At 44.2% G+C, this 22,350-nt stretch carries 24 protein-coding genes; 18 read left to right on the top strand and 6 right to left on the bottom strand.

The window, feature by feature from the left end; translation table 11 throughout:
* The first annotated feature begins 127 nt into the window (after nt 1-127).
* The 4 genes from ACFQ0C_RS37205 (at nt 128) to ACFQ0C_RS37190 (ending at nt 3,015) form a co-directional block, all read left to right on the top strand.
* A complete protein-coding gene (locus ACFQ0C_RS37205) occupies nt 128-835 on the top strand; it encodes a peptidylprolyl isomerase (RefSeq protein ID WP_258213505.1) in 708 nt (235 codons plus the stop codon).
* A gap of 125 nt (nt 836-960) precedes the next feature.
* Nucleotides 961-1,914, top strand: a complete 954-nt coding sequence (locus ACFQ0C_RS37200) for an ADP-ribosylglycohydrolase family protein (protein ID WP_379374745.1) — start codon at nt 961-963, stop codon at nt 1,912-1,914.
* Nucleotides 1,907-2,572 carry an alpha/beta hydrolase gene (locus tag ACFQ0C_RS37195; RefSeq protein WP_379374743.1) on the top strand — a complete coding sequence of 222 codons (666 nt, stop codon included), beginning with the start codon at nt 1,907-1,909 and terminating at the stop codon, nt 2,570-2,572. Before ACFQ0C_RS37200 ends, ACFQ0C_RS37195 begins: the two co-directional genes overlap by 8 nt.
* Complete coding sequence (locus tag ACFQ0C_RS37190; protein WP_379374890.1) at nt 2,572-3,015, top strand: VOC family protein; 444 nt, start codon at nt 2,572-2,574, stop codon at nt 3,013-3,015. The genes ACFQ0C_RS37195 and ACFQ0C_RS37190 overlap by 1 nt, the downstream gene beginning before the upstream one ends.
* 154 nt (nt 3,016-3,169) lie before the next feature.
* On the opposite strand, the gene ACFQ0C_RS37185 is transcribed toward ACFQ0C_RS37190, so the two are convergent.
* Together ACFQ0C_RS37185 and ACFQ0C_RS37180 are read right to left on the bottom strand one after the other, a co-directional pair.
* On the bottom strand, nt 3,170-4,039 hold the full coding sequence (locus ACFQ0C_RS37185; RefSeq protein ID WP_379374741.1) for an SDR family oxidoreductase: 870 nt from the start codon (nt 4,037-4,039) through the stop codon (nt 3,170-3,172).
* 54 nt (nt 4,040-4,093) lie between these two features.
* The gene (locus tag ACFQ0C_RS37180) at nt 4,094-4,888 is read right to left on the bottom strand and encodes a GNAT family N-acetyltransferase (protein WP_379374739.1); all 795 of its coding nucleotides are present in this window, start codon (nt 4,886-4,888) and stop codon (nt 4,094-4,096) included.
* Nucleotides 4,889-5,092: 204 nt separating this feature from the next.
* Between ACFQ0C_RS37180 and ACFQ0C_RS37175 the strand changes: the two genes are divergently transcribed.
* From ACFQ0C_RS37175 to ACFQ0C_RS37140, 8 genes are all read left to right on the top strand, one after another.
* Entirely contained in the window at nt 5,093-5,758 is a 666-nt protein-coding gene (locus ACFQ0C_RS37175; RefSeq protein ID WP_379374737.1) for an HAD family hydrolase, read from the top strand.
* A gap of 37 nt (nt 5,759-5,795) precedes the next feature.
* Nucleotides 5,796-6,341: a histidine phosphatase family protein gene (locus ACFQ0C_RS37170; RefSeq protein ID WP_379374735.1), complete on the top strand. Its 546-nt coding sequence runs from the start codon at nt 5,796-5,798 to the stop codon at nt 6,339-6,341.
* Nucleotides 6,342-6,443: 102 nt separating this feature from the next.
* The gene (locus ACFQ0C_RS37165) at nt 6,444-7,454 is read left to right on the top strand and encodes an AAA family ATPase (protein ID WP_258213498.1); all 1,011 of its coding nucleotides are present in this window, start codon (nt 6,444-6,446) and stop codon (nt 7,452-7,454) included.
* 286 nt (nt 7,455-7,740) lie between these two features.
* The gene (hflX, locus tag ACFQ0C_RS37160) at nt 7,741-9,063 is read left to right on the top strand and encodes a GTPase HflX (RefSeq protein ID WP_379374732.1); all 1,323 of its coding nucleotides are present in this window, start codon (nt 7,741-7,743) and stop codon (nt 9,061-9,063) included.
* Nucleotides 9,056-10,303 (top strand): methionine gamma-lyase family protein, encoded by a 1,248-nt coding sequence (locus ACFQ0C_RS37155; RefSeq protein ID WP_379374730.1) that lies wholly within the window; start codon nt 9,056-9,058, stop codon nt 10,301-10,303. Before hflX ends, ACFQ0C_RS37155 begins: the two co-directional genes overlap by 8 nt.
* Nucleotides 10,304-10,400: 97 nt before the next feature.
* Entirely contained in the window at nt 10,401-10,811 is a 411-nt protein-coding gene (locus tag ACFQ0C_RS37150) for a MerR family transcriptional regulator (RefSeq protein ID WP_171655203.1), read from the top strand.
* A gap of 84 nt (nt 10,812-10,895) precedes the next feature.
* Nucleotides 10,896-12,233, top strand: coding sequence for a type I glutamate--ammonia ligase (gene glnA, locus ACFQ0C_RS37145; RefSeq protein ID WP_379374728.1), 1,338 nt, complete (start codon nt 10,896-10,898; stop codon nt 12,231-12,233).
* A 718-nt stretch (nt 12,234-12,951) separates the two neighbouring features.
* Nucleotides 12,952-13,056: a YjcZ family sporulation protein gene (locus ACFQ0C_RS37140; RefSeq protein WP_379374726.1), complete on the top strand. Its 105-nt coding sequence runs from the start codon at nt 12,952-12,954 to the stop codon at nt 13,054-13,056.
* A gap of 145 nt (nt 13,057-13,201) precedes the next feature.
* Here ACFQ0C_RS37140 and sda read toward each other — a convergent pair whose 3' ends face one another.
* Nucleotides 13,202-13,351 carry a sporulation histidine kinase inhibitor Sda gene (gene sda, locus ACFQ0C_RS37135; RefSeq protein ID WP_379374724.1) on the bottom strand — a complete coding sequence of 50 codons (150 nt, stop codon included), beginning with the start codon at nt 13,349-13,351 and terminating at the stop codon, nt 13,202-13,204.
* Between the two features lie 231 nt (nt 13,352-13,582).
* Nucleotides 13,583-14,206, bottom strand: coding sequence for a transcriptional repressor LexA (lexA, locus tag ACFQ0C_RS37130; RefSeq protein ID WP_379374722.1), 624 nt, complete (start codon nt 14,204-14,206; stop codon nt 13,583-13,585).
* Nucleotides 14,207-14,350: 144 nt separating this feature from the next.
* On the opposite strand from lexA, the gene ACFQ0C_RS37125 reads away from it, so the two are divergent.
* From ACFQ0C_RS37125 to ACFQ0C_RS37110, 4 genes are all read left to right on the top strand, one after another.
* A complete protein-coding gene (locus tag ACFQ0C_RS37125; protein ID WP_379374720.1) occupies nt 14,351-14,716 on the top strand; it encodes a LysM peptidoglycan-binding domain-containing protein in 366 nt (121 codons plus the stop codon).
* Between the two features lie 125 nt (nt 14,717-14,841).
* Nucleotides 14,842-15,039 carry a DUF896 domain-containing protein gene (locus ACFQ0C_RS37120; protein ID WP_258213490.1) on the top strand — a complete coding sequence of 66 codons (198 nt, stop codon included), beginning with the start codon at nt 14,842-14,844 and terminating at the stop codon, nt 15,037-15,039.
* A 131-nt stretch (nt 15,040-15,170) separates the two neighbouring features.
* The gene (locus ACFQ0C_RS37115; RefSeq protein WP_379374718.1) at nt 15,171-15,680 is read left to right on the top strand and encodes a hypothetical protein; all 510 of its coding nucleotides are present in this window, start codon (nt 15,171-15,173) and stop codon (nt 15,678-15,680) included.
* Nucleotides 15,681-15,741: 61 nt separating this feature from the next.
* The gene (locus tag ACFQ0C_RS37110; protein ID WP_258213488.1) at nt 15,742-16,539 is read left to right on the top strand and encodes an HAD family hydrolase; all 798 of its coding nucleotides are present in this window, start codon (nt 15,742-15,744) and stop codon (nt 16,537-16,539) included.
* A gap of 87 nt (nt 16,540-16,626) precedes the next feature.
* Here ACFQ0C_RS37110 and ACFQ0C_RS37105 read toward each other — a convergent pair whose 3' ends face one another.
* Entirely contained in the window at nt 16,627-17,169 is a 543-nt protein-coding gene (locus ACFQ0C_RS37105; RefSeq protein ID WP_258213552.1) for a 1,2-dihydroxy-3-keto-5-methylthiopentene dioxygenase, read from the bottom strand.
* Between the two features lie 270 nt (nt 17,170-17,439).
* Here ACFQ0C_RS37105 and metH point away from each other — a divergent pair, with 270 nt between their 5' ends.
* Both metH and rnz read left to right on the top strand, forming a co-directional pair.
* On the top strand, nt 17,440-20,883 hold the full coding sequence (gene metH, locus ACFQ0C_RS37100; RefSeq protein WP_379374715.1) for a methionine synthase: 3,444 nt from the start codon (nt 17,440-17,442) through the stop codon (nt 20,881-20,883).
* A gap of 87 nt (nt 20,884-20,970) precedes the next feature.
* Nucleotides 20,971-21,909, top strand: coding sequence for a ribonuclease Z (rnz, locus tag ACFQ0C_RS37095; protein ID WP_379374713.1), 939 nt, complete (start codon nt 20,971-20,973; stop codon nt 21,907-21,909).
* 97 nt (nt 21,910-22,006) lie between these two features.
* Here rnz and tlp read toward each other — a convergent pair whose 3' ends face one another.
* Nucleotides 22,007-22,234, bottom strand: coding sequence for a small acid-soluble spore protein Tlp (gene tlp / locus ACFQ0C_RS37090; RefSeq protein ID WP_379374711.1), 228 nt, complete (start codon nt 22,232-22,234; stop codon nt 22,007-22,009).
* Nucleotides 22,235-22,350 lie beyond the last annotated feature (116 nt).

The raw sequence follows: 22,350 nt of genomic DNA, 5'->3' as shown, positions 1-22,350 counted from the left end.
TGCGGTTGCGGCAAACAGCCCGCAACCTGCGGGTCCGCGGACGTTTTGTTATAATTTGCTTCCCCGTAGTATAATAATGGATATGGCAATGACCATAAATTACAATAATGGAGTTGAAGAGTAGATCATGAAAGCAACATTTACAGCCACTACCGCGAAATGGGCCGCTATTGCAGCCGTTTGTACACTTCTGCTTTCAGCCTGCGGTACGAAGCCCACTGAACAACCAGGAGCTTCAGGAGGAGCAAGCCAAACACCATCCGGTCAACAAACACAGCAGCCTGCTAATAACACCCCAGCTGCGCAGCAGCCAGCAGCCAAAAAAAGCTGGACCACACCACCTGAAATGAAAATTGATGTCAAAAAAACATACCAAGCAACAGTCGCCACAACAAAAGGCACGTTCAAAATTGATCTGTTTGCCAAGGATGCGCCTAAAACCGTAAATAACTTCGTATTTCTAGCCAAAGAAGGCTTCTATCAAGATATTATTTTCCATAGGGTTATATCGACTTTCATGATACAAACCGGTGACCCTACTGGTACGGGAAGAGGCGGCCCTGGCTACAAGTTTGAGGATGAGCTGAAAACTCCTTATAAATACGAACCGGGTATTGTAGCTATGGCGAACTCAGGTCCGAATACGAATGGAAGCCAGTTTTTTATCTGTTCAGGTGTGGATTGTCAAGGCTTGAATAAGAAACCGGACTATTCGATTTTTGGAAAAGTATCCGAGGGGATGGACGTTATACAGAAAATTGCAACCACCCCTGTAAACGGTGAAGCTCCCAAAGAAAAAATCGCCATTCAGTCTGTGACCATCACAGAAAAATAATTTTTTTCAAAATAAGCGACTTTGAGCTTTAACCTTGAATTCGCTCAATCCTTGACAAACACGCTGGTCCTTAAAAAACGGCGGTAACGTTTATCCTTGACTCGAACTAAAAGGGAGGGTTTGCCATGGCATTTCAATTATCCCAAACAGATCGTTACAGGGGGAGTCTGCTAGGGTTAGCTATCGGAGATGCTATAGGAACAACGGTAGAATTTTGTGCTCCGGATTCGTTTGAACCACTTAAGGAACTTGTTGGCGGTGGGCCCTTTGGTTTGCAAGCAGGACAATGGACAGACGATACCTCGATGGCGCTTTGTTTGGCTGAGAGCTTACTCGCATGTGGCAAGTTTCATCCGGTAGATCAAATGGAGCGCTACGTGAAATGGTACCGTGAAGGCTACTTGAGCAGCACGGGCGTATGTTTTGATATCGGCAATACCGTTCGAACGGCACTGGAGAGATTTGAGTTGACCGGTGAACCGTTTTGCGGATCATTTAGCCGCATGGCATCAGGAAACGGATCGTTAATGAGGCTTGTTCCTGTTCCCTTGTACTATGCGGCTAATCCTCAGGAAGCTATTGTCAAGTCGGGAGACAGCTCACTGACTACCCATGGATCGATATTGACTGTGGATGCATGCCGATACTACGCAGCATTAATTATAGGTGCATTACAGGGTGTGACCAAAGAGAAGCTGCTTACGGAACGTTTTTCACCGGTAGCTGGCTTCTGGGAGCAGCACTACTTGATTACCGAAATCGATGAGGTTGCGAAAGGCTCGTTTAAAAGACTACAACCTCCTGATATTAAGGGAAGCGGTTATGTTGTAAAATCGCTGGAAGCAGCACTGTGGGCTTTCTATCATAGCAGCAGTTTTGTGGAAGGCTGCCTGCTGGCGGCTAATTTGGGTGATGATGCCGACACAACGGCAGCGATTTACGGGCAACTGGCAGGTGCCTATTATGGCGTTAATGATATACCTGAGCATTGGTTGGATAAGCTGACCATGAAAAGCTTCATCCAAGAAACGGCCGATAGATTGCTTCGGGCGGCAGAAGAGGTGAAACGCTGTGGGTGAACGGCATTGCCTGATGCTGCATGGATTCACAGGCGGGCCTTATGAGCTGACGCCGCTTGCAGATCATTTAACCAGGAAGGGCACAGTATGCCACGTTCCTGTCCTGCCGGGACATGATCCTGATCTCCGAACGCTGGGGGAAGTCCGATGGATCGATTGGGTCCATGAAGCATCTGTCGAGGCGGCCAGATTGACTCGGTACTACGGCACTTTTGATCTTATCGGCTTTTCAATGGGCGGCTTGATCTCAGCCTATATCGCTAATCGGTTTCCGATCCGTAAGCTGGTGCTGTTGAATGCTGCCGTATATTATTTCAGTCCTCTTCGATTTATTAAAAATTTAGCCTTTAGAGCTCAGAGCAATGAGTGGTTTAATTGGAACGAAAAAAAGAGAAAAACACCTTGGAGAGCTACCAGGCAGTTTATTGAATTAAATAAGCAAATGCGGCCAGAGCTGCCCCAGATTACGGTGCCGACTTTTATAGCTCAAGGAGAACAGGATCCAATCATTCATCCCAAAAGCGCTCATTATCTGTATCGGAAGCTGCGAGGAGAGAAGGAAATTCATTATTATCCGGGTACGCGGCATATGATTTGTTTGGAGCCTGAAGCTCCCTTGTTGTTTAAATCTGTTGAGCAATTTTTGGATAAAAAATGATAAAAGTAACTGGCTTTAATCATTCAACATTACGTATCTCAAGCCTAGATCGTTCACTTCCGTTTTATACAGAAATACTTGGTATGAAGCTGGTACACATGGGACGAACAGATGTTTACCTGGAGTGGGGAGCCGCTTGGATTTGCCTGATAGAGCTGCCTCGGGTTGAACCAGATCTTAAACCATCTGTAGACGAAGCTTCGATTACTGAACTGCCTTGTGAGCCATTTGCCATTCATCCAGGTTTGGATCATCTTGCATTCTCGTTAGAAGAAGCAGATTTTGCAGAAGCAGTTGAGAGGCTCCGTGCTGCAAATGTGCCTATCATACGAGGCCCTTTATATCGTGGAGGGGGCTGGAGCATCAACTTTCTAGATCCTGACGGTATTCAGCTTGAAATTTTTACTGGTACACTTGCGAATAGAATGAAAAATTGGACATAAATTGAACTTATCCTACATATGAAATCGCAAGCGAAATATCCCCACAAAGTGGGGTCTTGCTTCGAAATTGATTCAGATACTTTGCGGGGAGCCCCGAAACATATAAATTCTGCGAAAAAGCCTTCGCCACTTTAAAAAGTGGGAAGGCTCTTTTTCATCCATTTACGATTACGCCGCCATTAACATGCATAATTTGCCCTGCCATATAGGAGGAATCATCACTTGCGAGAAATACATAGCTTGGGGCCAGCTCCTCGGGTTGACCGGCTCGCTTCATTGGTACATCAGCTCCAAATTTGGCTACTTGTTGTTCATTGAAGGTTGACGGAATTAGCGGAGTCCAGATAGGACCTGGAGCAACACCATTTACGCGTATGCCCTTACTGATTAGAGATTGTGATAGGGAACGTGTAAAGGTGACGATCGCTCCTTTAGTTGCTGAGTAGTCCAAGAGCTGTTCATGCCCTTCATAAGCGGTAATGGAGGCGGTATTGATGATCGCACTCCCTTGCTTCATATGGGGAAGGGCCGCTTTAGTTAAATAAAACATGGAAAAGATGTTGGTTCGAAAAGTGCGTTCCAATTGCTCCGCTGTTATGTCTTCAAGCTTCTGCTGGGGATGCTGTTCGGCCGCATTATTGACCAATATATCAAGCTTGCCGAATTGTTTGATGGCCTGCTCTACAACTTGCATGCAAAAGGCCTCAGTGCCAAGGTCTCCTGCCAGAACCAGACATTTGCGGCCTTCTTCTTCAACCTGCCGCTTCGTTTCCTCTGCATCGCTATGTTCGTTTAAATATACGATTACAACATCAGCGCCTTCTTTGGCATAAGTAACTGCTACAGCTCTGCCAATTCCGCTATCGCCACCTGTTATAATGGCTGTTTTATTCATGAGTTTACCGGCAGGTTTATACTTCGTATCCTCATAAATCGGGCGTGGGTTCATTTCTGACTCAATTCCGGGCTGATGCTGTTGATGCTGAGGGGGAAACGTCTCACGTGTTGGTGTTGTCGTGCTCATACAAATCGCTCCTTATTTGGAAATGGGCTCTTCTTTAGGATGCGACAGGATGGTTTAATTATTCTTACAGCGATAATGATACTGATACAATGGAACAAATCCGGCCTTGTTATAGAGCTTTATTGCAGGTTCATTATCATTTATAACTTGTAGGTAGAGACCTTGTGCTCCATTAACTCGGCTCCACACAGCCAATTCGTGCAGAATAATACGTCCGAGTCCTCTGCCGCGAAATTCAGGATTCACAGCAACGTTTATTAAGCCTGCCCAGCCGTCTTGAATGATCGAGGTTCCTACAGCGGCGCACAAGCCGTCTGTTCCTAATGTGAAAAACCCTTTCGTCGGTTCGATGTCCGCAAACAGCTTATGATAGAAGGCGCGCCTTTCTTCGCCAAAGCCTTCCATATGCAGAAAATGATTTAACCAATCATCATTGTGTTGTGAACTAATCGTAATATGGAAGTCATGGCCTACAGAAGATTGCATCTTCTCAATAACCTCGTCGGCCTGTGCGATCATGACGGTGCATGGGGTTTCTTTGAAATAACCTTGCGTCTCCAGAAAAGGATCCAGTTGCTTAGGCGATGCATCGCTTATATGATAACGGACAGGTAATCCATGCTCACTGTAAAAACGGCCCGCTTCCTCAAGCCAATCCCCATGGGGCATAGGTTCTCCAGCGGCAGTCCACACACTATTGGCCCGCTTGGTAATACCATCCGAGGCTCTGTATACCCAATGTTCAGCGGCAACCGTCGATGCAGCAGGCCAAGTATTAAAAGCGAGCTTTTCAAGCTGAATTATGAGTTCGGATGTTCCACTAGACAGATTATTATTAGAAGGATACATAGTACACCACCTATTTTTGGATACAATAATTTGTATTAATATACATTAAAGTGAATAAAAATACAATTAATTTCTAGGTTTATTTTACTTTAATTTGCAATTTATCAAAAAAACCTTCCATTTTATGTAACACCATTGTACGATCATACTAAACGTAAGTAGAAATAAATCCTGAAAAATAGATGGTGGGGGCGTGTCTTAACATTGATTAAAGCTATAATATTTGATTTTGATGGATTGATTCTTGATACGGAAACACCTGAGTATGAATCGTTTCAGGCGATGTACCGCGATCATGGAATGGAGCTGACTATGGATTTATGGGGGTTATGCATTGGAACGGACGCTTCCGCATTTGAGCCTTATTCTTATTTAGAGCAATGCCTGGGGACGCCTATTGACCGGGAGACGGCTAGAAAATTGCGGAGGCAGCGTTACTCGGAACGTATGAGTGAAGTCCAGCCGAGACCGGGTGTAATCGACTATTTGAGGGAAGCAAGCGAGCTGGGATTGCAGATTGGCTTGGCTTCCAGCTCTACACGAGAATGGGTGACAGGATACTTAAAGCAATTCGGATTACTAGATTATTTCAGTTGCATCCGGACAAAAGATGATGTTGCGAAGGTTAAGCCTGATCCTGCGCTCTACATGCAAGCATTGAGCTGTCTGGGGGTTCAGCCTGAAGAAGCCATTGCCTTTGAGGATTCGCCCAATGGATCCTTAGCAGCCAAAAGGGCTGGAATGCACTGCGTCATTGTTCCTAATGAGCTTACAGGACAGCTAAGATTTGGTGAGCACGATCTTCGCCTACCTTCCATGAGCGCTATGACATTAACAGAAGTTATCTCGCGAGTTACTGCAATTGCTTGAAATAATTAATTTGGAGAAAAGGGCGGGTATTTAACAAATGCAAACCATCTATTTGATCCGCCATTGTAAGGCAACGGGCCAGGCATCTGAAGCTGAGTTAACTGAAGAGGGTTGGTTGCAAGCTCAGAAGCTTGCTTCATTTCTTCATAACTATCCGATCGAATATGCAATTTCAAGTCCCTATGTTCGTGCACAGCAGACGCTAATTCCTTACGCTGAGCATACAGGAATAACCATTCATACAGATGCGAGACTTTCTGAGCGAATTTTAAGTGGTGGGCAGCTGGAGAATTGGATGTCATGCCTGGAGCTTACTTTCGAGGATGCTCTGCTTAGCTATCCGGGTGGAGAGTCGAGTTGTGCCGCAGCTGACCGCGCTATTGCTTCGCTTACTGAACTGCTTGCATTGGGGCATTCAGCATATGCGGTGACTACCCATGGCAATTTGCTGTCTCTGATACTGAAGCGATATGATGATTCTATCGGCTTTGCCGATTGGAAGGGACTATCTAATCCTGATGTGTATCGATTGAGTTTTTCCGAAGGTTCTCTTCAAGCTATGTCACGGATATGGAACGGTTGATTATGCATGTCAAAAAAATATAACTCCATTTCATAGCGTGCAGTCAGATGATTCATGAATGTAGTACTTCACCGCATATGATGAATTAATGGGGTGAAGAGCATGAGTGATCCGATGTTTGGCGCAGAAACGCGAAAGATAACACAGAAAGACCATCAAATAAGTGTTGTATTTCGAACCCAAGATACAGTTGTAAAGCAGCTGCCGGAAGAGTCCAAATTAAACTTTGCAGGCAACCAGGCATTTTCGGATATTTTTAAAACATTGGATGAAATGATTGGGTTAGAAGAAATAAAAGAGCTTATTTTTCAAATTTATGCCATGCTGCAGGTGAAACAGTTTCGCGAGGAAGTTGGATTACAAGGCGGCTCGCAGGTGTTTCATATGATTTTTAAAGGAAATCCGGGGACTGGTAAAACCACCGTGGCAAGAATTGTTTCCAAGCTCTTTAAATCAATGGGTGTACTGAGTAAAGGACATTTAATTGAAGTGGAACGCGCAGATTTAGTTGGCGAATATATTGGACATACGGCTTTGAAAACAAGAGAAATTATGAAGAAAGCAATGGGCGGTATCCTTTTTGTAGATGAAGCTTACAGCCTGGCAAGAGGCGGGGAAAAAGATTTTGGGAAGGAATGTATTGATTGTCTTGTAAAAGGTATGGAGGATTATAAAAATGATTTTATATTAATTTTGGCAGGATACACGGATGAAATCGATAATTTTTTATTGACGAATCCGGGTCTTCCATCACGGTTTCCTATTCAAGTTCACTTTCCGGACTATTCTATTGAGCAGCTGTTGAAAATATCCGAGAAAATGCTTAATGAGCGAGAGTATTCGTTTCTACCGGAAACCTTGAAGAAGCTGAGGGAGCATCTGCATTATGAGACCACGAATTGCTTTCATTTCAGCAATGCCAGATATGTCAGAAATGTTATCGAAAAAGCTATCCGGTATCAAGCCGTACGTTTGTTGAACCGCCGCCATCCCGCAAAACCAAGCAAGGACGATCTCATGAGTATTTATCCTGAAGATATTCAATTCGATAAGAGCAAGGAAACAGCTTTTCCCATGAACGATTTCACCAATTACAGGGTTATGGATTCGTAGAAAAATAGTGGCTGCACAAAGTACACTTAGGGAAAGAATAGATAAGAACCATTCATTAAGTTGTAATTACGCATAGGGACGTTTACAATTACTGTGAACGCCTCTTTTTGCTGTATAGGAAGGAAATCAGCAAAGCAGATTCCTCTGGCTCTTGGGAGGGATTTGTTCCTATTTCTGAACGGATGAGCGAAAAAAATGAGCTGCAGCTGAAATTTGGTTGCTTATAATTGGCTAAACTAAGCTCTGGGCTCATTTAAGCGAATACCTTCAAAGGAGATTTAATACTATGAAATCTAATGTACATATCATTGAACACGAGCAGCCGCGGGCTGTATTAATGAGCTTGATCACGCCAACGCAGAAGAGACAGGAAGCTTTTGTTGCTGAATATTCATTATCTGAGCTCGTAAGCTTGGCTGAAACCGCAGGTGTAGAAGTGCTTGCCACCATGACTCAAAACAAAGAATCGGTAGATTCCAAATGGTTCGTTGGCAAAGGCAAAGCTGAGGAGTTAAAGCAGCTACTGGAAGAGCATGATGCTAATACAGCTATTTTTGATCAAGAATTGTCCGGAGCGCAAGTTCGCAATCTGGAACAGTATCTGGATGTAAAAATTATCGACCGGACTCAGCTTATACTGGATATTTTCGCTCAGCGTGCAAAGACACGGGAGGGCATTATTCAAGTCGAGCTCGCTCAACTCAGCTATCTGTTGCCACGTCTTTCTGGCCAAGGCAAAAATTTATCCAGATTAGGTGGCGGGATAGGGACGAGAGGACCCGGGGAAACGAAGCTGGAAACAGACCGCAGACATATCCGTGACCGGATAACCGAGCTGAAGAATCAATTGCAGGAGGTAGTTAAACACCGGACTTTGCATAGAGAGCGTAGAAAGAAATCGGGTGTTTTTCAGGTTGCGCTGGTTGGTTATACAAATGCAGGGAAATCGACACTGCTGCGTCAACTGACTCATGCGGATGTGTATGTGGAAAATCAACTGTTCGCGACATTGGACCCTACTTCAAGAAACCTGGAGCTTCCCGGGGGGAAAGAAATTGTGTTGACGGATACGGTTGGGTTTATTCAAAACCTGCCTCATGACTTGGTCGCTGCATTCCGTGCAACGCTGGAGGAAGCTTGTGAAGCCGACCTTATCTTGCATGTTGTGGACAGTGCATCCGATATGATGGCTACACAAATGTATGTCGTTGACCAAGTTCTTCAAGAGCTGGGGGCTCATCAAACGGAGCAAATCACGTTGTTCAATAAAGTGGACTTGTGCTCGCCTGAGCAAGAGGAAATGTTAACGGACAAAGGGGAATATTTGCGTATCTCTGCTTATCGTGACGGGGATTTGAAGCGGGTGTGCGATGCGATAGAATCCAAGCTGATGGGGGATTGCAAAACATTCCGGATCCCGGCAGAAAAAGGCGACGTCATATCGCTTGTTTACAGAGTCGGGGAAGTATTGGAGAATGAAGTAGAAGGTAATGATATGCTGATCCAGGTAAGGCTGAATAACAAAGAATACGGTAAATTGGGGTATTTATTAGCAGCTTATGCCTTGGATCAGGCTTACAATGAGGGAGAGAACAGCGAGCATGTTTAATGAACGGATTACGGCATGGATGGAGAATGCCGAGGAACAAATTGAGGGCAGGATAAAAGAACTGGACCGGATCGTTGACCAGAATCAATGGAAGGTAATCCGAGCTTTTCAGAAGCATAAAGTGAGCGATTATCACTTTTCCGGCTCCACAGGTTATGGATATAATGACCGTGGCCGCGAAGTACTGGATTTAGTTTACGCTGAAGTATTCGGAGCAGAGGCCGCCTTAGTGCGGCCACATTTTGTGTCCGGGACCCATACGATCGGGACAGCTTTATTCGGCGTGTTAAGGCCTGGAGATGAGCTTCTGATGATTACAGGGAGTCCTTATGATACGTTACATAAAGTAATTGGTAAACCAGGTGATGGAAAAGGCTCACTTCAGGATTGGGGTATCGTTTATAACGAAGTAGCCTTGCTATCGGATGGAAGCCCTGACTATGCTTCCATTCGCGAACAGTTATCCGATAGAACCAAAGTGGTCGGTATTCAACGGTCACGAGGTTATTCCTGGCGTCCATCGTTTACCGTTGCTCAGATAGGCGAAATGGTTCGTTTTGTGAAAAGCTTATACCCTAACGTTATAGTCTTCGTAGATAACTGTTACGGCGAATTTACGGAGCTGCAGGAACCGACAGAGGTTGGTGCAGATTTAATTGCAGGCTCACTGATCAAAAATCCAGGCGGTGGAATAGCTGCTACCGGCGGCTACATTGCCGGGAATAAGGAGTATGTGGAGCTGGCATCCTATCGGCTTACAGCACCTGGTATCGGAGGGGAAGTTGGGGCGATGCTTGGAACTGTCCGGTCGATTTATCAGGGATTATTTCTCGCGCCTCATCTTGTTGGACAAGCGGTTAAAGGCTCAATATTTGCTGCGGCGGTATTCGAGCAGCTTGGATTTGTAACTCACCCGCATTGGAGCGATCCCAGAACGGACTTAATTCAGGCGATCCAATTTACGAGTGACCGACATCTGATTGCTTTTGTCCAAGGGATTCAGCAAGCAGCAGCTGTTGATGCCCATGTTGTGCCGGAGCCTTGGGACATGCCGGGCTATGAGCATCCTGTCATCATGGCCGCAGGGACGTTCATTCAAGGCGGCAGTCTGGAGTTGTCAGCTGATGCGCCGATCCGCGAACCCTATATTGCTTATATGCAGGGCGGGTTGACGTATTCGCACTGCAAGCTTGGAGTGTTGACTGCATTGAGCAATATGATAGAACGGGGACTACTGTAAAATATACTTACATCTTGCATGAACCTAACATAACTTGACATGTTTATGTAGGAGGGGTACAATGAGGGTAGTTTTTAGTCCACAGAGGTGATGGGTAGTGACGGATGATATTCGCCGTAATATGGCACTTTTTCCAATCGGTATTGTAATGAAGCTGACCGATTTAACAGCCAGACAAATCAGATATTATGAACAGCATGAATTAATTATTCCAGCAAGAACAGGTGGCAATCAGCGTCTATATTCTTTTAACGATGTTGAGCGTTTGCTAGAAATCAAGGATTTGATTGAAAAAGGAGTAAATATCGCGGGGATTAAGCAGGTACTCCTGCCGGTTTCCAAAGACTCCGAAGAAGCTACCGTTCTAAGTGAGCAATCCGAAGTTAAGCGTAGAGAATTAACGGATACTCAGCTTCATCGTATGTTGAAGCAACAGCTGCTCGGCGGAGGCAAACGGGGTCAGGTTTCACTGATTCAAGGCGAGCTTTCGAGATTTTTCAAGAAGTAAAATGTTAGTTTGTGCATGTTCGGGAGACGTAGTATTTCAGAACATGCGCTGTCAATTTTTCATATTTAAAGGAGGAGTTTCACAGTGACGGAAAAGAACTACACAAAAGAGGATATTACGCGCATTGCGAAGGAAGAAAATGTGCGGTTTATTCGCCTGCAGTTTACTGACTTGCTCGGTACGATCAAGAATGTGGAAATCCCTGTTAGCCAGCTTGAGAAGGCGCTTGATAACAAAATGATGTTTGATGGTTCTTCAATCGAAGGATATGTTCGTATCGAAGAATCCGACATGTACTTATATCCTGATTTAAATACTTGGGTTGTGTTTCCTTGGGTTGCTGAAGACCGCATAGCCCGGTTAATTTGTGATATTTATTTGCCTGATGGCAGACCTTTCCCAGGAGATCCACGTGGAATTCTTAAACAAGCATTGAAGGAAGCTGAGGAAATGGGCTTCACTGCAATGAACGTAGGTCCTGAACCGGAATTTTTCTTATTTAAAACCGATGAGAACGGCAATCCATCCATGGAGCTTAATGACCAAGGCGGTTACTTCGACTTGGCACCAATGGATTTAGGTGAAAACTGCCGGCGTGAAATTGTGTTGACCTTGGAGGAAATGGGATTTGAAATCGAAGCATCCCACCATGAAGTAGCTCCAGGACAGCATGAGATTGACTTCAAATATGAGAATGCAATCAAAGCGGCTGATCAGATCCAAACGTTCAAGCTTGTGGTCAAAACAGTGGCAAGACAACATGGATTGCATGCAACTTTCATGCCAAAACCATTGTTTGGCGTGAACGGTTCCGGTATGCATTGCCATCAATCACTGTTTACTGGCAAATCCAACGCGTTCTATGATGAAAGCGACAAATTAGGACTTAGCACAACTGCGAGACATTATATGGCGGGTATATTACGTCATGCACGCGCATTTGCAGCCATTACGAATCCAACTGTCAACTCGTATAAACGTTTGGTACCTGGGTATGAAGCACCTTGTTATGTTGCTTGGTCCGCGAGCAACCGCAGTCCGATGATACGTATTCCAGCATCCCGCGGCTTAAGCACGCGTGTTGAGGTCCGCAACCCGGATCCTGCTGCTAATCCATATTTGGCATTGGCTGTTATGTTGAAGGCCGGTTTAGACGGTATTAAGCATAAAATGCAGCTTCCGCCTCCTGTGGATCGCAATATTTATGTGATGACAGAAGATGAGCGTGAAGATCAAGGCATCCCAAGCCTTCCAGTCAATCTGAAAACAGCTATCGATGAGCTGCTTCGTGACGATGTCATTTGCGATGCGCTGGGCGATCATGCTCTGGCTCATTTTGTGGAGTTGAAGGAAATTGAGTGGGATATTTACCGAACTCAAGTTCATGCTTGGGAACGCGAGCAGTATTTGACGCTTTATTAATAATCATAACCCTTGACGCTCCAAGCGTTGAGGGTTTTCTTTTTGTGGGCGATTGAAAGGTTGCTGAATAGCATGAGTAGCATGAGGAATAGCGTTTTCGGCTGCTTATTTAAATAAGCTCTGAATCCATCTTTTCTTCTTTCTATGACGCATTGAACGAGGTGGGTAAGGTGTGTCAAGCGGTTTATTGGACTCGACCTTGCTGTCTTTATCTTCTTCATTAGAAAGTAACATTCTAAGTTCTTCATCAGACAAGATGTTATGTTTATTCAACAAATCGCTCACCTCAGAGATTGATTTTTGCTTGTTGTATGATCAAACTATGTATATTAAAGAATACCACATTGAGGCTGTACTTGAAACGATTCTGGGTATAACTTTGCTTAGATGGCAGGTAATATTTAAAATGATGAAAAAACTTGATTTAACGCATTCCTAATTAAATGAAACTCTTGACGCTCCAAGCGTTGAGGTTTTTTTTGTTTGTGGTCGTGATTAGAATTTTGTGATAAAGAGCACGGTTAGGTATGGTGTTTTTTAGGCAATCGCCTGTACATCAATTGGTGGATTATCTGTATCACATCTTATGAAAAGCAAACAGAGTGGAAGCGACTTCCCTATTTTTTCCTATGAAAGCGCCTATTTTTCGAAACTGTCCAATCAGGTAAGGGCTAACATTCATAAGATGCAGAAGTTAAAGCGGAAGGAGGCGGCAACTATGGGATTAGGAGTTGGAACAAGTTGTGGTAGTTTTTTTACTAGCACAGCTACAATCCTTGTTTTATTCATTTTGCTTGTTATCGTTTCTCGTTCCTTTATCTAACAAATATGATCCCTCTTTCCTTCGGGATTGAGGGGCATCTTTTGTTAATCAGAAAAATTCTCCGTACCCCGCCAGCTCTTCGCTAGCGGGGCTTTTTCGTGGTGAAGGGTTAGTACCCATTCGCCCATCAATTTTTAATTACTTGTCAACTTTTATTGCGGTCATTCTCCTGGGGTTGAAAAACGATACCCCTCTTGATCAACTCTTTTTCCAGAAGTTCAATAAATGCTTTGTCCAATTCCAGTTCTCGAGCCAAGTTGTAGGATGCAAGTAAATGATTGTCATTAAGATTCAATAGAAGACCAATCTCCTTGTAGCGAACGGGACCTAACTCCTCACCTATATAATGATTTACACTATTTCCTTTATTATCCTGTATGCCAATGTTGTTCGCTATCAAAATTCACGTAGATGGTTAATCGAAGCAGCATGAGAATAAATAAAGCCAAGAATCAGATCGAGCGACCGAATTCTTGGCTTTATAAATTTGTAATCTTACATCATATTGAATGGTGACTTGCATGGATTAATGGATATCCCGGAATACACCTACGACTCGACCTAAAATGGTTACTTGATTCAATAGTATCGGCTCCATAGTGACGTTCTCGGGTTGTAGCCGGAAATGATCTTTTTCTTTGTAAAAGCGCTTAACAGTAGCTTCATCATCTTCTGTCATAGCCACAACGATCTCTCCATTGTTTGCAGATTTCTGCTGACGGACGATTACATAGTCTCCATCATGAATGCCAGCGTCAATCATACTCTCACCGACTACGCTAAGCATGAAAACGTTATAGTCTCCTACATAATGGCTAGGCAACGGGAAATAATCTTCGATGTTTTCAGTTGCCGTAATGGGAACACCTGCAGTTACACGTCCGATTAAAGGTACACGTGCTACCGAGAGAGCGAACTGGGTACCTTCTGCCGAAGAGCCGTCGGTAATTTCGATCGCCCTTGGTTTGGTGGGGTCGCGACGAATAAGTCCTTTTTTCTCAAGTCGTTCCAAATGTCCGTGAACCGTAGAGCTGGATGCAAGTCCGACTGCCTCACCGATCTCACGAACGGAAGGCGGGTAACCTTTATCCTTGACTTCGTTCTTAATAAAATCCAAAATCGCCAACTGACGATTGGATAGTTTACTCATCTGAATCACTCCCGTATGGGTAATTATTGAAAAAAGTATAACATAGAACCGGAGTTCGTACAAACATAAGTTCGAAAATATATTGACACAAACAAGTGTTCGTGTTAAATTGAGAACAGAACAAATGTTTGGGAGTGATTAATAATGTATATGAATGAACAATTATTTGATCGTTCGGCTGGTTCCACTAATTCTAAACCTGGTGCATACAGTAACGGCAACAATTCGAAATTATCCAAATTTTTTATTTTGCTTGCTGCTGTTGTACTTGTTTTAGTTTTCAGCTTATGTGCTCCCTTGCTTGGTGGAGATCAAGATGCTCTTGCTGCTTCAAGCGGCAGCCATCTGAAACAAACTTTTGAAATTGAAAAAGGGGACACCCTTTGGAAGATAGCAAATCAACATGCGCCTAAAGGACAGGATGTCCGTGAATATATGTATGAGATTAAATTGTTAAATGGATTGAAGTCGAATTTACTGCAAGAAGGTCAACTTCTTCAATTGCCTTAATAGGGAACTGTTAAGCTCACACTCTTGACAATCGAAACCTGTAATGTCAAAGTAGAGGTTGATGTATTCACTGAGTTGGTGAAACTTCATTAATGACACAGGCTGGACATACTGGGAGGATTGGCATGAGTAGTGAAGCAGGGCACGAACAGGACATCAAGCGAATCAATGAGCTTGCCCGTAAAGCCAAGACGGTCGGGTTGACTGATGAAGAAATTGACGAACGCAACATATTACGCAAGCGATATATTGATGCGTTCAAAAGCTCACTCCGCAATCAATTGGATAACATTACATTGGTTGATAAAGAGGACAAGCAATAAGAACAATTAATCTTTAGATTAATTGTTCTTAAGCAGTTCTCTGCTCTGGAGAATGAATACATGCATGTTTGATCTGGAAGTACAGGATTCAATTGAAAGCTCGTTGAAAACATCCTTTGAGGAGAAATGCTATGTCACGTAAGTGGGAACGAATGGTCCAGAAAAACACGAAAATAACGAATAAGGTTAGAGCGAAGCAAGGTAAGCCATTGGTAAGCGAAGCTGTTGCAGATGGTACAGTAACGATTAAGGGGCGCAATTGGCTTATGCCGCTTCTTTTTGTTTTTGTCGGCATATTCTGTTATATTGCCTTCCGAAATACTTACCAAGATGATAATCTGTATTGGATAACAGGTGGAAGTTACATATTGCTGGGAATATTTACTTTTCTAGTTAGACGTCCGTTTATTAAAATCGGTAAAAACTTTTTGGGGACACGCCGGTTTACAGGAGATAAAAGGGCTGAGCCATCGCAAATTCAGGAGATCGTGGTTTCCAAGGATGCTGTTGTTATTTCATTACAGGGCAAGGGCGGCAAGTGGGTATTTACGCGTCTTTACCATCGGATTGATATTTCGGATGCATCCGAACGTTTGAAAGAGTTTGCAGAGCAAAATTCGGTTACTTTTAAAACAGAGTAGTGCTAATTTATATAAATACATAAAAATTTATAAGTTACTTAGGAAAGAGGAAAGAGCGAAGATGACGATTCGAGCCGTATTATTTGATTTAGATGATACCCTGCTTTGGGATGATCGAAGTGTTAAGGAATCTTTTCAAGCAACTTGTGAAGAAGCTGCCAAGCATGTTCAGGTTCAACCTGAAGCACTTGAGGAAGCGGTAAGGAAAGAAGCGCGGGAGCTTTACCAAACATTTGAAACATTTCCTTTCACCAAAATGATTGGAATTAATCCTTTTGAAGGTCTCTGGGCTAACTTCACTGAGGGAGAGAACGAAAACTTCCGTAAGCTCGAACAACTGGCTCCGGGATATCGTACCGAATCATGGACACGTGGATTGAAGGCACTTGGGGTGGACAATCCAGAGCTTGGATACCGTTTAGGAGAGTTGTTTCCTGCAGAGCGCCGCAGCCGCCCTATTGTGTATGATGAAACTTTCGAGGTTTTGAACCAGCTGAAGGGAAACTACAAGCTGCTCCTGCTAACAAATGGCTCTCCTGATCTGCAGAAAGAAAAGCTGGCTGGAGTACCTGAACTGGCGCCCTATTTCGATCATATTATCATTTCCGGAAATTTCGGAGAAGGAAAGCCAGCCGTTTCTATCTTCCATCATGCAATAGAGCTTCTGGGCATTAGCGCTAATGAGGGAGTTATGATCGGTGATAAGCTAACAACCGACATACTAGGATCGAACCGTATTGGGATGCCGAATATGTGGATCAATCGTCATGGACTGCAGCGCACCAATGAAATTATACCCGCGCACGAAATCGTTAATCTCCGGGAAATTCAAGGCATCATTGATACTATTTCTAAATAAATGTCAGGATAAAGTTTCACATCTAACAAGCCGGAATGAAAAACCCGCCAGCTCCTTGAAGGGATCTGACGGGTTTTGATGTATATTTTATGAATTTTGGAAGGAAGGGTCAGCATAAGGATGTGCAATCCAGCCTTCTGTTTCAATGAATAAGCGTACAGCAACAATTTGACGGTTATCCATTAATGTAAAGAAGTGCGCCTTATGCTCAGGAACGGAAATTACGTCGCCTGCTTCAAGCTCTACATCAAAGTAACCCACATCGTCCGTACCTTTAATAATAAATATACCTTTTCCAGCTGTAATTGCGCGAACTTCATCCTCGGTATGCGTGTGAACTTGCTCGAATTTTTTCAACAACTCATCCAAATTTGGAGTTGCATCGGAGAGTGCAATCAAGTCCCAGGTTTTGTAGCCGCGGCGGCTTGCCAAATCATTGATTTCAGAATCAAATGTGGCTAGAATTTGTGCTTTTTCCTCATCGGAAAGAATGAATTTTTCTTGCAGCGCTTCCGGTAGCTTAGTTGCATCCCAATGCTCGTATAATACTTCTTGCTTATCCAAAAATGCCTTCACATTTTGCTCACCAGATATACGATCATTAGTATTGCGGATTCTAATTTCAGCCATGGCCATCCTTCTTTCATTATGAAATTTACGTTCTTAGATGTATTATAGTGGAAGCAGCTGATTCTGTCGATATCACAACTTGATAAATCCGATAGGAATCATTGTATATAATGGGTTGTGATGTATTCTATCTTTTCATGAACATAGCTTTCTGTTACACTTAGTTTTACATTATTCTAAAAAATTCGCGGTATTCCTTTAAGATTTTCAAAATAAATTAACATTTACAAGACTGTTTGTCGGACGGATGTCATTGAAGGGAAGATAAGAATGAGTAAACCAACTCTACAAGAACAGCTAAAGAAAAAAATAATGATTTTAGACGGTGCCATGGGTACAATGATCCAGCAAGAGAATTTAACCGCAGAGGATTTTGGCGGCGATGACCTTGATGGTTGCAACGAATATTTGGCTATTACCCGTCCAGATGTCATTACTAAAATACATGAGGCTTATTTTGCAGCCGGAGCGGATATTATTGAATCCAATACTTTCGGAGCATCGAGTGTGGTATTGGCGGATTATGATTTGCAGGACCGGGCAAGGGAGATCAACCTAGTATTGGCTAAGCTGGCTGTAGATGCAGCTAACAAATACAGTACACCTGAATGGCCACGTTATGTAGCTGGAGCAATGGGGCCAACAACCAAGACATTATCCGTCACAGGCGGGGTCACGTTTGATGAACTGGTGGACAGCTATTATGAGCAGGCTTTAGCACTAATTGAGGGTGGAGTCGATGCTTTACTTCTGGAAACTTCTCAGGATGCACTGAATGTGAAGGCCGGTAGTATTGGTATCCGCAAAGCTTTTGAAACATTGGGCATTAAACTGCCGATTATGATCTCCGGTACGATTGAACCGATGGGAACGACATTAGCAGGTCAAAATATAGAGTCCTTCTACATCTCGATGGAGCATCTTGAGCCAATAACCTTTGGTCTGAACTGTGCTACAGGACCGGAATTTATGAGAGACCACATTCGGACATTATCTGAGCTGGCCCAAACAGCCGTAAGCTGTTATCCCAATGCAGGACTTCCGGATGAGAACGGCAAATATCATGAATCTCCTGAATCGCTTGCCAAGAAGATGGCTGGTTTTGCTGAGCAAGGCTGGCTCAATATGGCCGGTGGATGTTGTGGAACCACTCCTGATCATATTCGTGCGATGGCTGAGGCGTTGGCCCCCTACAAGCCACGTGAGCACGCTGCTGCGCATCCTCCCGCGGTTTCAGGTATTGAAACGGTATTTATTGAGGACGCAAACCGCCCATACATGGTAGGTGAGAGAACTAACGTTCTGGGTTCCCGTAAGTTCAAACGGTTAATTGCCGAAGGCAAGTACGAAGAAGCTTCCGAGATTGCAAGAGCGCAGGTTAAAGGCGGAGCGGCTGTTGTCGATGTCTGCCTACAGGACCCGGATCGCGATGAAGTTAGCGATATGATTAAGTTCCTGGAGCTTGTTGTTAAAAAGGTTAAGGTTCCTTTAATGCTAGATTCCACCGATACAAAGGTTATCGAGCTGGGTCTTAAATATTCGCAAGGTAAAGCGATCATTAACTCCATCAATTTGGAGGACGGGGAAGAAAAGTTCGAGAGTGTTGTGCCTCTTATTCACCGTTATGGAGCAGCGGCAGTTGTCGGAACCATTGATGAGCGCGGTCAAGCAATTACAGCTCAAGACAAGCTGCAGGTTGCTCAACGTTCACATGATTTACTTGTGCACAAATATGGGATGAATCCCAAGGATATTATTTTTGATCCGCTTGTATTCCCGGTTGGGACGGGCGATCAGCAGTACATTGGTTCTGCCAAAGAAACGATCGAGGGTATTCGCCTTATTAAACAAGCTATGCCGGACACACAGACCATATTAGGATTAAGCAACGTATCCTTTGGTTTGCCGCCTGCAGGACGCGAAGTATTGAATGCTGTTTATTTGTACCATTGTACAAAAGCAGGATTGGACTACGCTATCGTTAACACGGAAGCGTTGGAGAGATATGCTTCTATCCCAGAGGAAGAGCGCCGTCTATCCGAAGAGCTTATTTACAATACGAATGATGACACACTTGCCGAGTTTGTAGCCCATTTCCGTGTCAAAAAAGTTGAGAAGAAAGAAAAGATCTCCAATCTAACGCTTGAGGAGCGGCTTGCATCCTATGTTGTCGAGGGTACGAAGGAAGGATTAATTCCTGACTTAGACGAGGCGAGAGGCAAATATCACCCTCTTGAAATCATTAATGGACCCTTGATGAAAGGGATGGAAGAGGTAGGCCGTTTATTTAATAATAACGAGCTTATTGTTGCGGAGGTGCTTCAAAGTGCCGAGGTCATGAAAGCTTCTGTTTCTCATCTGGAGCAATTTATGGAGAAGACAGAGAGTGCCGTTAAAGGGAAGATCATTCTTGCAACAGTTAAAGGTGATGTTCATGATATCGGGAAAAACCTGGTTGAGATCATTCTTTCCAACAATGGTTACAAAATCATCAACCTGGGTATTAAGGTTCCGCCTGAACAGTTAATTGAAGCGTTCCGTCGGGAAAAAGCGGATGCAATTGGTTTGTCAGGCCTACTGGTGAAATCTGCCCAGCAAATGATCATCACAGCCCAGGATTTGAAGAATGCAGGAATTGATGTTCCAATCCTGGTAGGTGGCGCGGCATTAACTCGTAAGTTTACGAAGACACGTATTGCTCCGGAGTATGAAGGTATGGTGTTATATGCCAAGGATGCGATGGACGGCCTGGATATTGCCAATAAGCTCAGCGATCCGGATCAAAGGCAGCAATTGATCAAGGAGCTGCGCGAAAGCAAGGAATCCGATGTAATGGAAGCCGGCAAAAAGGAAGAAACAATGCCTACGTTGACACGCGTCAAAACATCGTCCATAGACAAAACGCTTCCTGTCCAAGTTCCGCCTGACTTGGAGCGCCGCGTGATCCGTGACTATCCTATCAGTCATATTATGCCTTACGTTAATATGCAAATGCTGTTAGGTCATCACCTGGGCTTAAAAGGGAAAGTAGATAAGCTTCTGGCGGAAAAGGATTCAAAGGCCGTTCAATTGAAGGAAACGGTAGATGACATATTCGCACAAGCGCAAAAAGAAGGCATTATTCGCGCTCACGGTATGTATCGCTTCTTCCCTGCACAATCTTCGGGGAATGACGTGCTTGTATATGATCCTAATGATACTACAAAGGTGCTTCAAACGTTCTCGTTCCCACGTCAGGATAAGGAGCCATTCTTGTGTCTTGCAGACTTTTTGAAGTCTGTTGAGAGCGGGGAAATGGATTATGTCGGTTTCTTGGTGGTTACAGCTGGGCATGGCATCAATGAGAAGGCTAGAGAATGGCGTGATAATGGTGATTATCTGCGCTCCCATGCGCTGCAGTCGTCCGCATTAGAAACAGCCGAGGCACTCGCGGAACGCGTTCACGAAATGATGCGTGATGTGTGGGGCTTCCCTGATCCGGCAGGCATGTCGATGCAGGAGCGCTTTGGCGCTAAGTATCGTGGACAACGTTTCTCATTCGGTTATCCCGCTTGTCCTAATCTGGACGATCAGCAGCAGCTGTTCGCCTTGCTAAATCCTGAGGATATCGGGGTGGAATTGACCGAAGGAAGTATGATGGAGCCGGAAGCATCCGTATCGGCGATAGTATTTGCACATCCGGAGGCTCGCTATTTTAATGTAGACAAAAGTTAGGCATGCTAGTGTAGAGTGGAGTTGTTATCGACTCCACTCTTTTCCCTATGTTTACATGAAGAAAGCATGAAACGGAGTAGATGAGGTTTGGAAATTTACTTTCTTGGTACAGGTGCCGGCATGCCCTCAAAAGATCGGAATGTCACATCAATCATCCTGAACCTGTTAGCAGAACGGAATACATATTGGATGTTCGATTGCGGCGAGGGAACTCAGCATCAGGCTTTGAGGTCCCCGATCCGCATTGGTAAGCTCGAAAAGCTGTTCATTACTCATCTGCATGGAGATCATATTTACGGGTTACCGGGCTTGCTGACCAGCCGTTCTTACCAAGGCGGGGTTACCCCCTTTACTGTCTATGGGCCAAGGGGAACCGAGCAGTTTATTTTGACTGCTTTGAACCTGAGTCAAGCTCATTTATCTTATGAGCTTATCATTCAGGAATTTGATGTCACTGAGGAAACGATACTGTTCGAGGATGAGCAGTTTGTAGTCAGCATTGCACCGCTTATACATCGTGTGGATAGCCATGGTTATCGAATCGTCGAAAAACCGCAAAAAGGACGTCTGCTGGTGGAAAAGCTCAAGGAGCTCGGAATCACCTCAGGTCCATTGTTCGGCAAGCTTAAACAAGGGTTTGACGTAACATTAGAGGATGGCACTTTCCTGATTGCAAATGAGTATATCGGCCCTTCTTATCCCGGACGCATAGTCACTATCTTGGGCGATACACAGCCGTGTGAGAATACAAGCAAGCTGGCTAGAGGTGCAAACGTGTTGGTTCATGAGGCTACGTTTGCCGAGCAGAAGAAGCATTTGGCTGTAGAATACGATCATTCCACAGCAATGGATGCTGCACGTGCAGCACGAGAAGCGGGAGTGGAAACATTGATATTAACTCATATTAGCTCGCGTTATCAGAGGGATGAGGCGGAATTGCTGGTACAGGAAGCGAAGCAAATTCATGATTGTACCTATTTGGCCAAAGATCACTGGAGCTATGAGGTGCCAAGGTCCAAAAGATAAGGGTACGGGCAACATTGGAAAACGAGAAAATGGTTAGTCAAAAAAGTAGAAACCCCATCCTTGGGATGGGGTTTTCGTATGATTACCAGATGCCGTACTATTGATTTTGCTGATTTTCGGATTCGTCCTGAATCTCACTTCGAAAGCCCTGCAAGCTTCTTTCACGGCGTTGATTTTTTTCTTGAATGGTTTGCTTTTCGCTTGGACTAATTTCATCGGCATGTTCGGATAAGTAGGCTTCAGCCTCTTCCTGATTTTCAATAGTGTTATTAATGCTGCTTTGCAGTTTTTCTACGTTATCTGCGCGGTTATCCGGTTTTGCCATTGTAATAAACAGCTCCTTTTTCTAAGTTGTGGGTATGCTTGCTGCACACCCTGTTTACGATCCCACAAAGGGATGAAAAATATGCACAGGTTATTGTGATCGTCCTTTTGAGAATG

The organism is Paenibacillus sp. GCM10027630, from assembly GCF_042676305.1.
Taxonomy (GTDB): domain Bacteria; phylum Bacillota; class Bacilli; order Paenibacillales; family NBRC-103111; genus Paenibacillus_S.
Note: the sequence above shows the minus strand (reverse complement) of the source record. Positions and strands in the feature narration are given on the sequence as shown.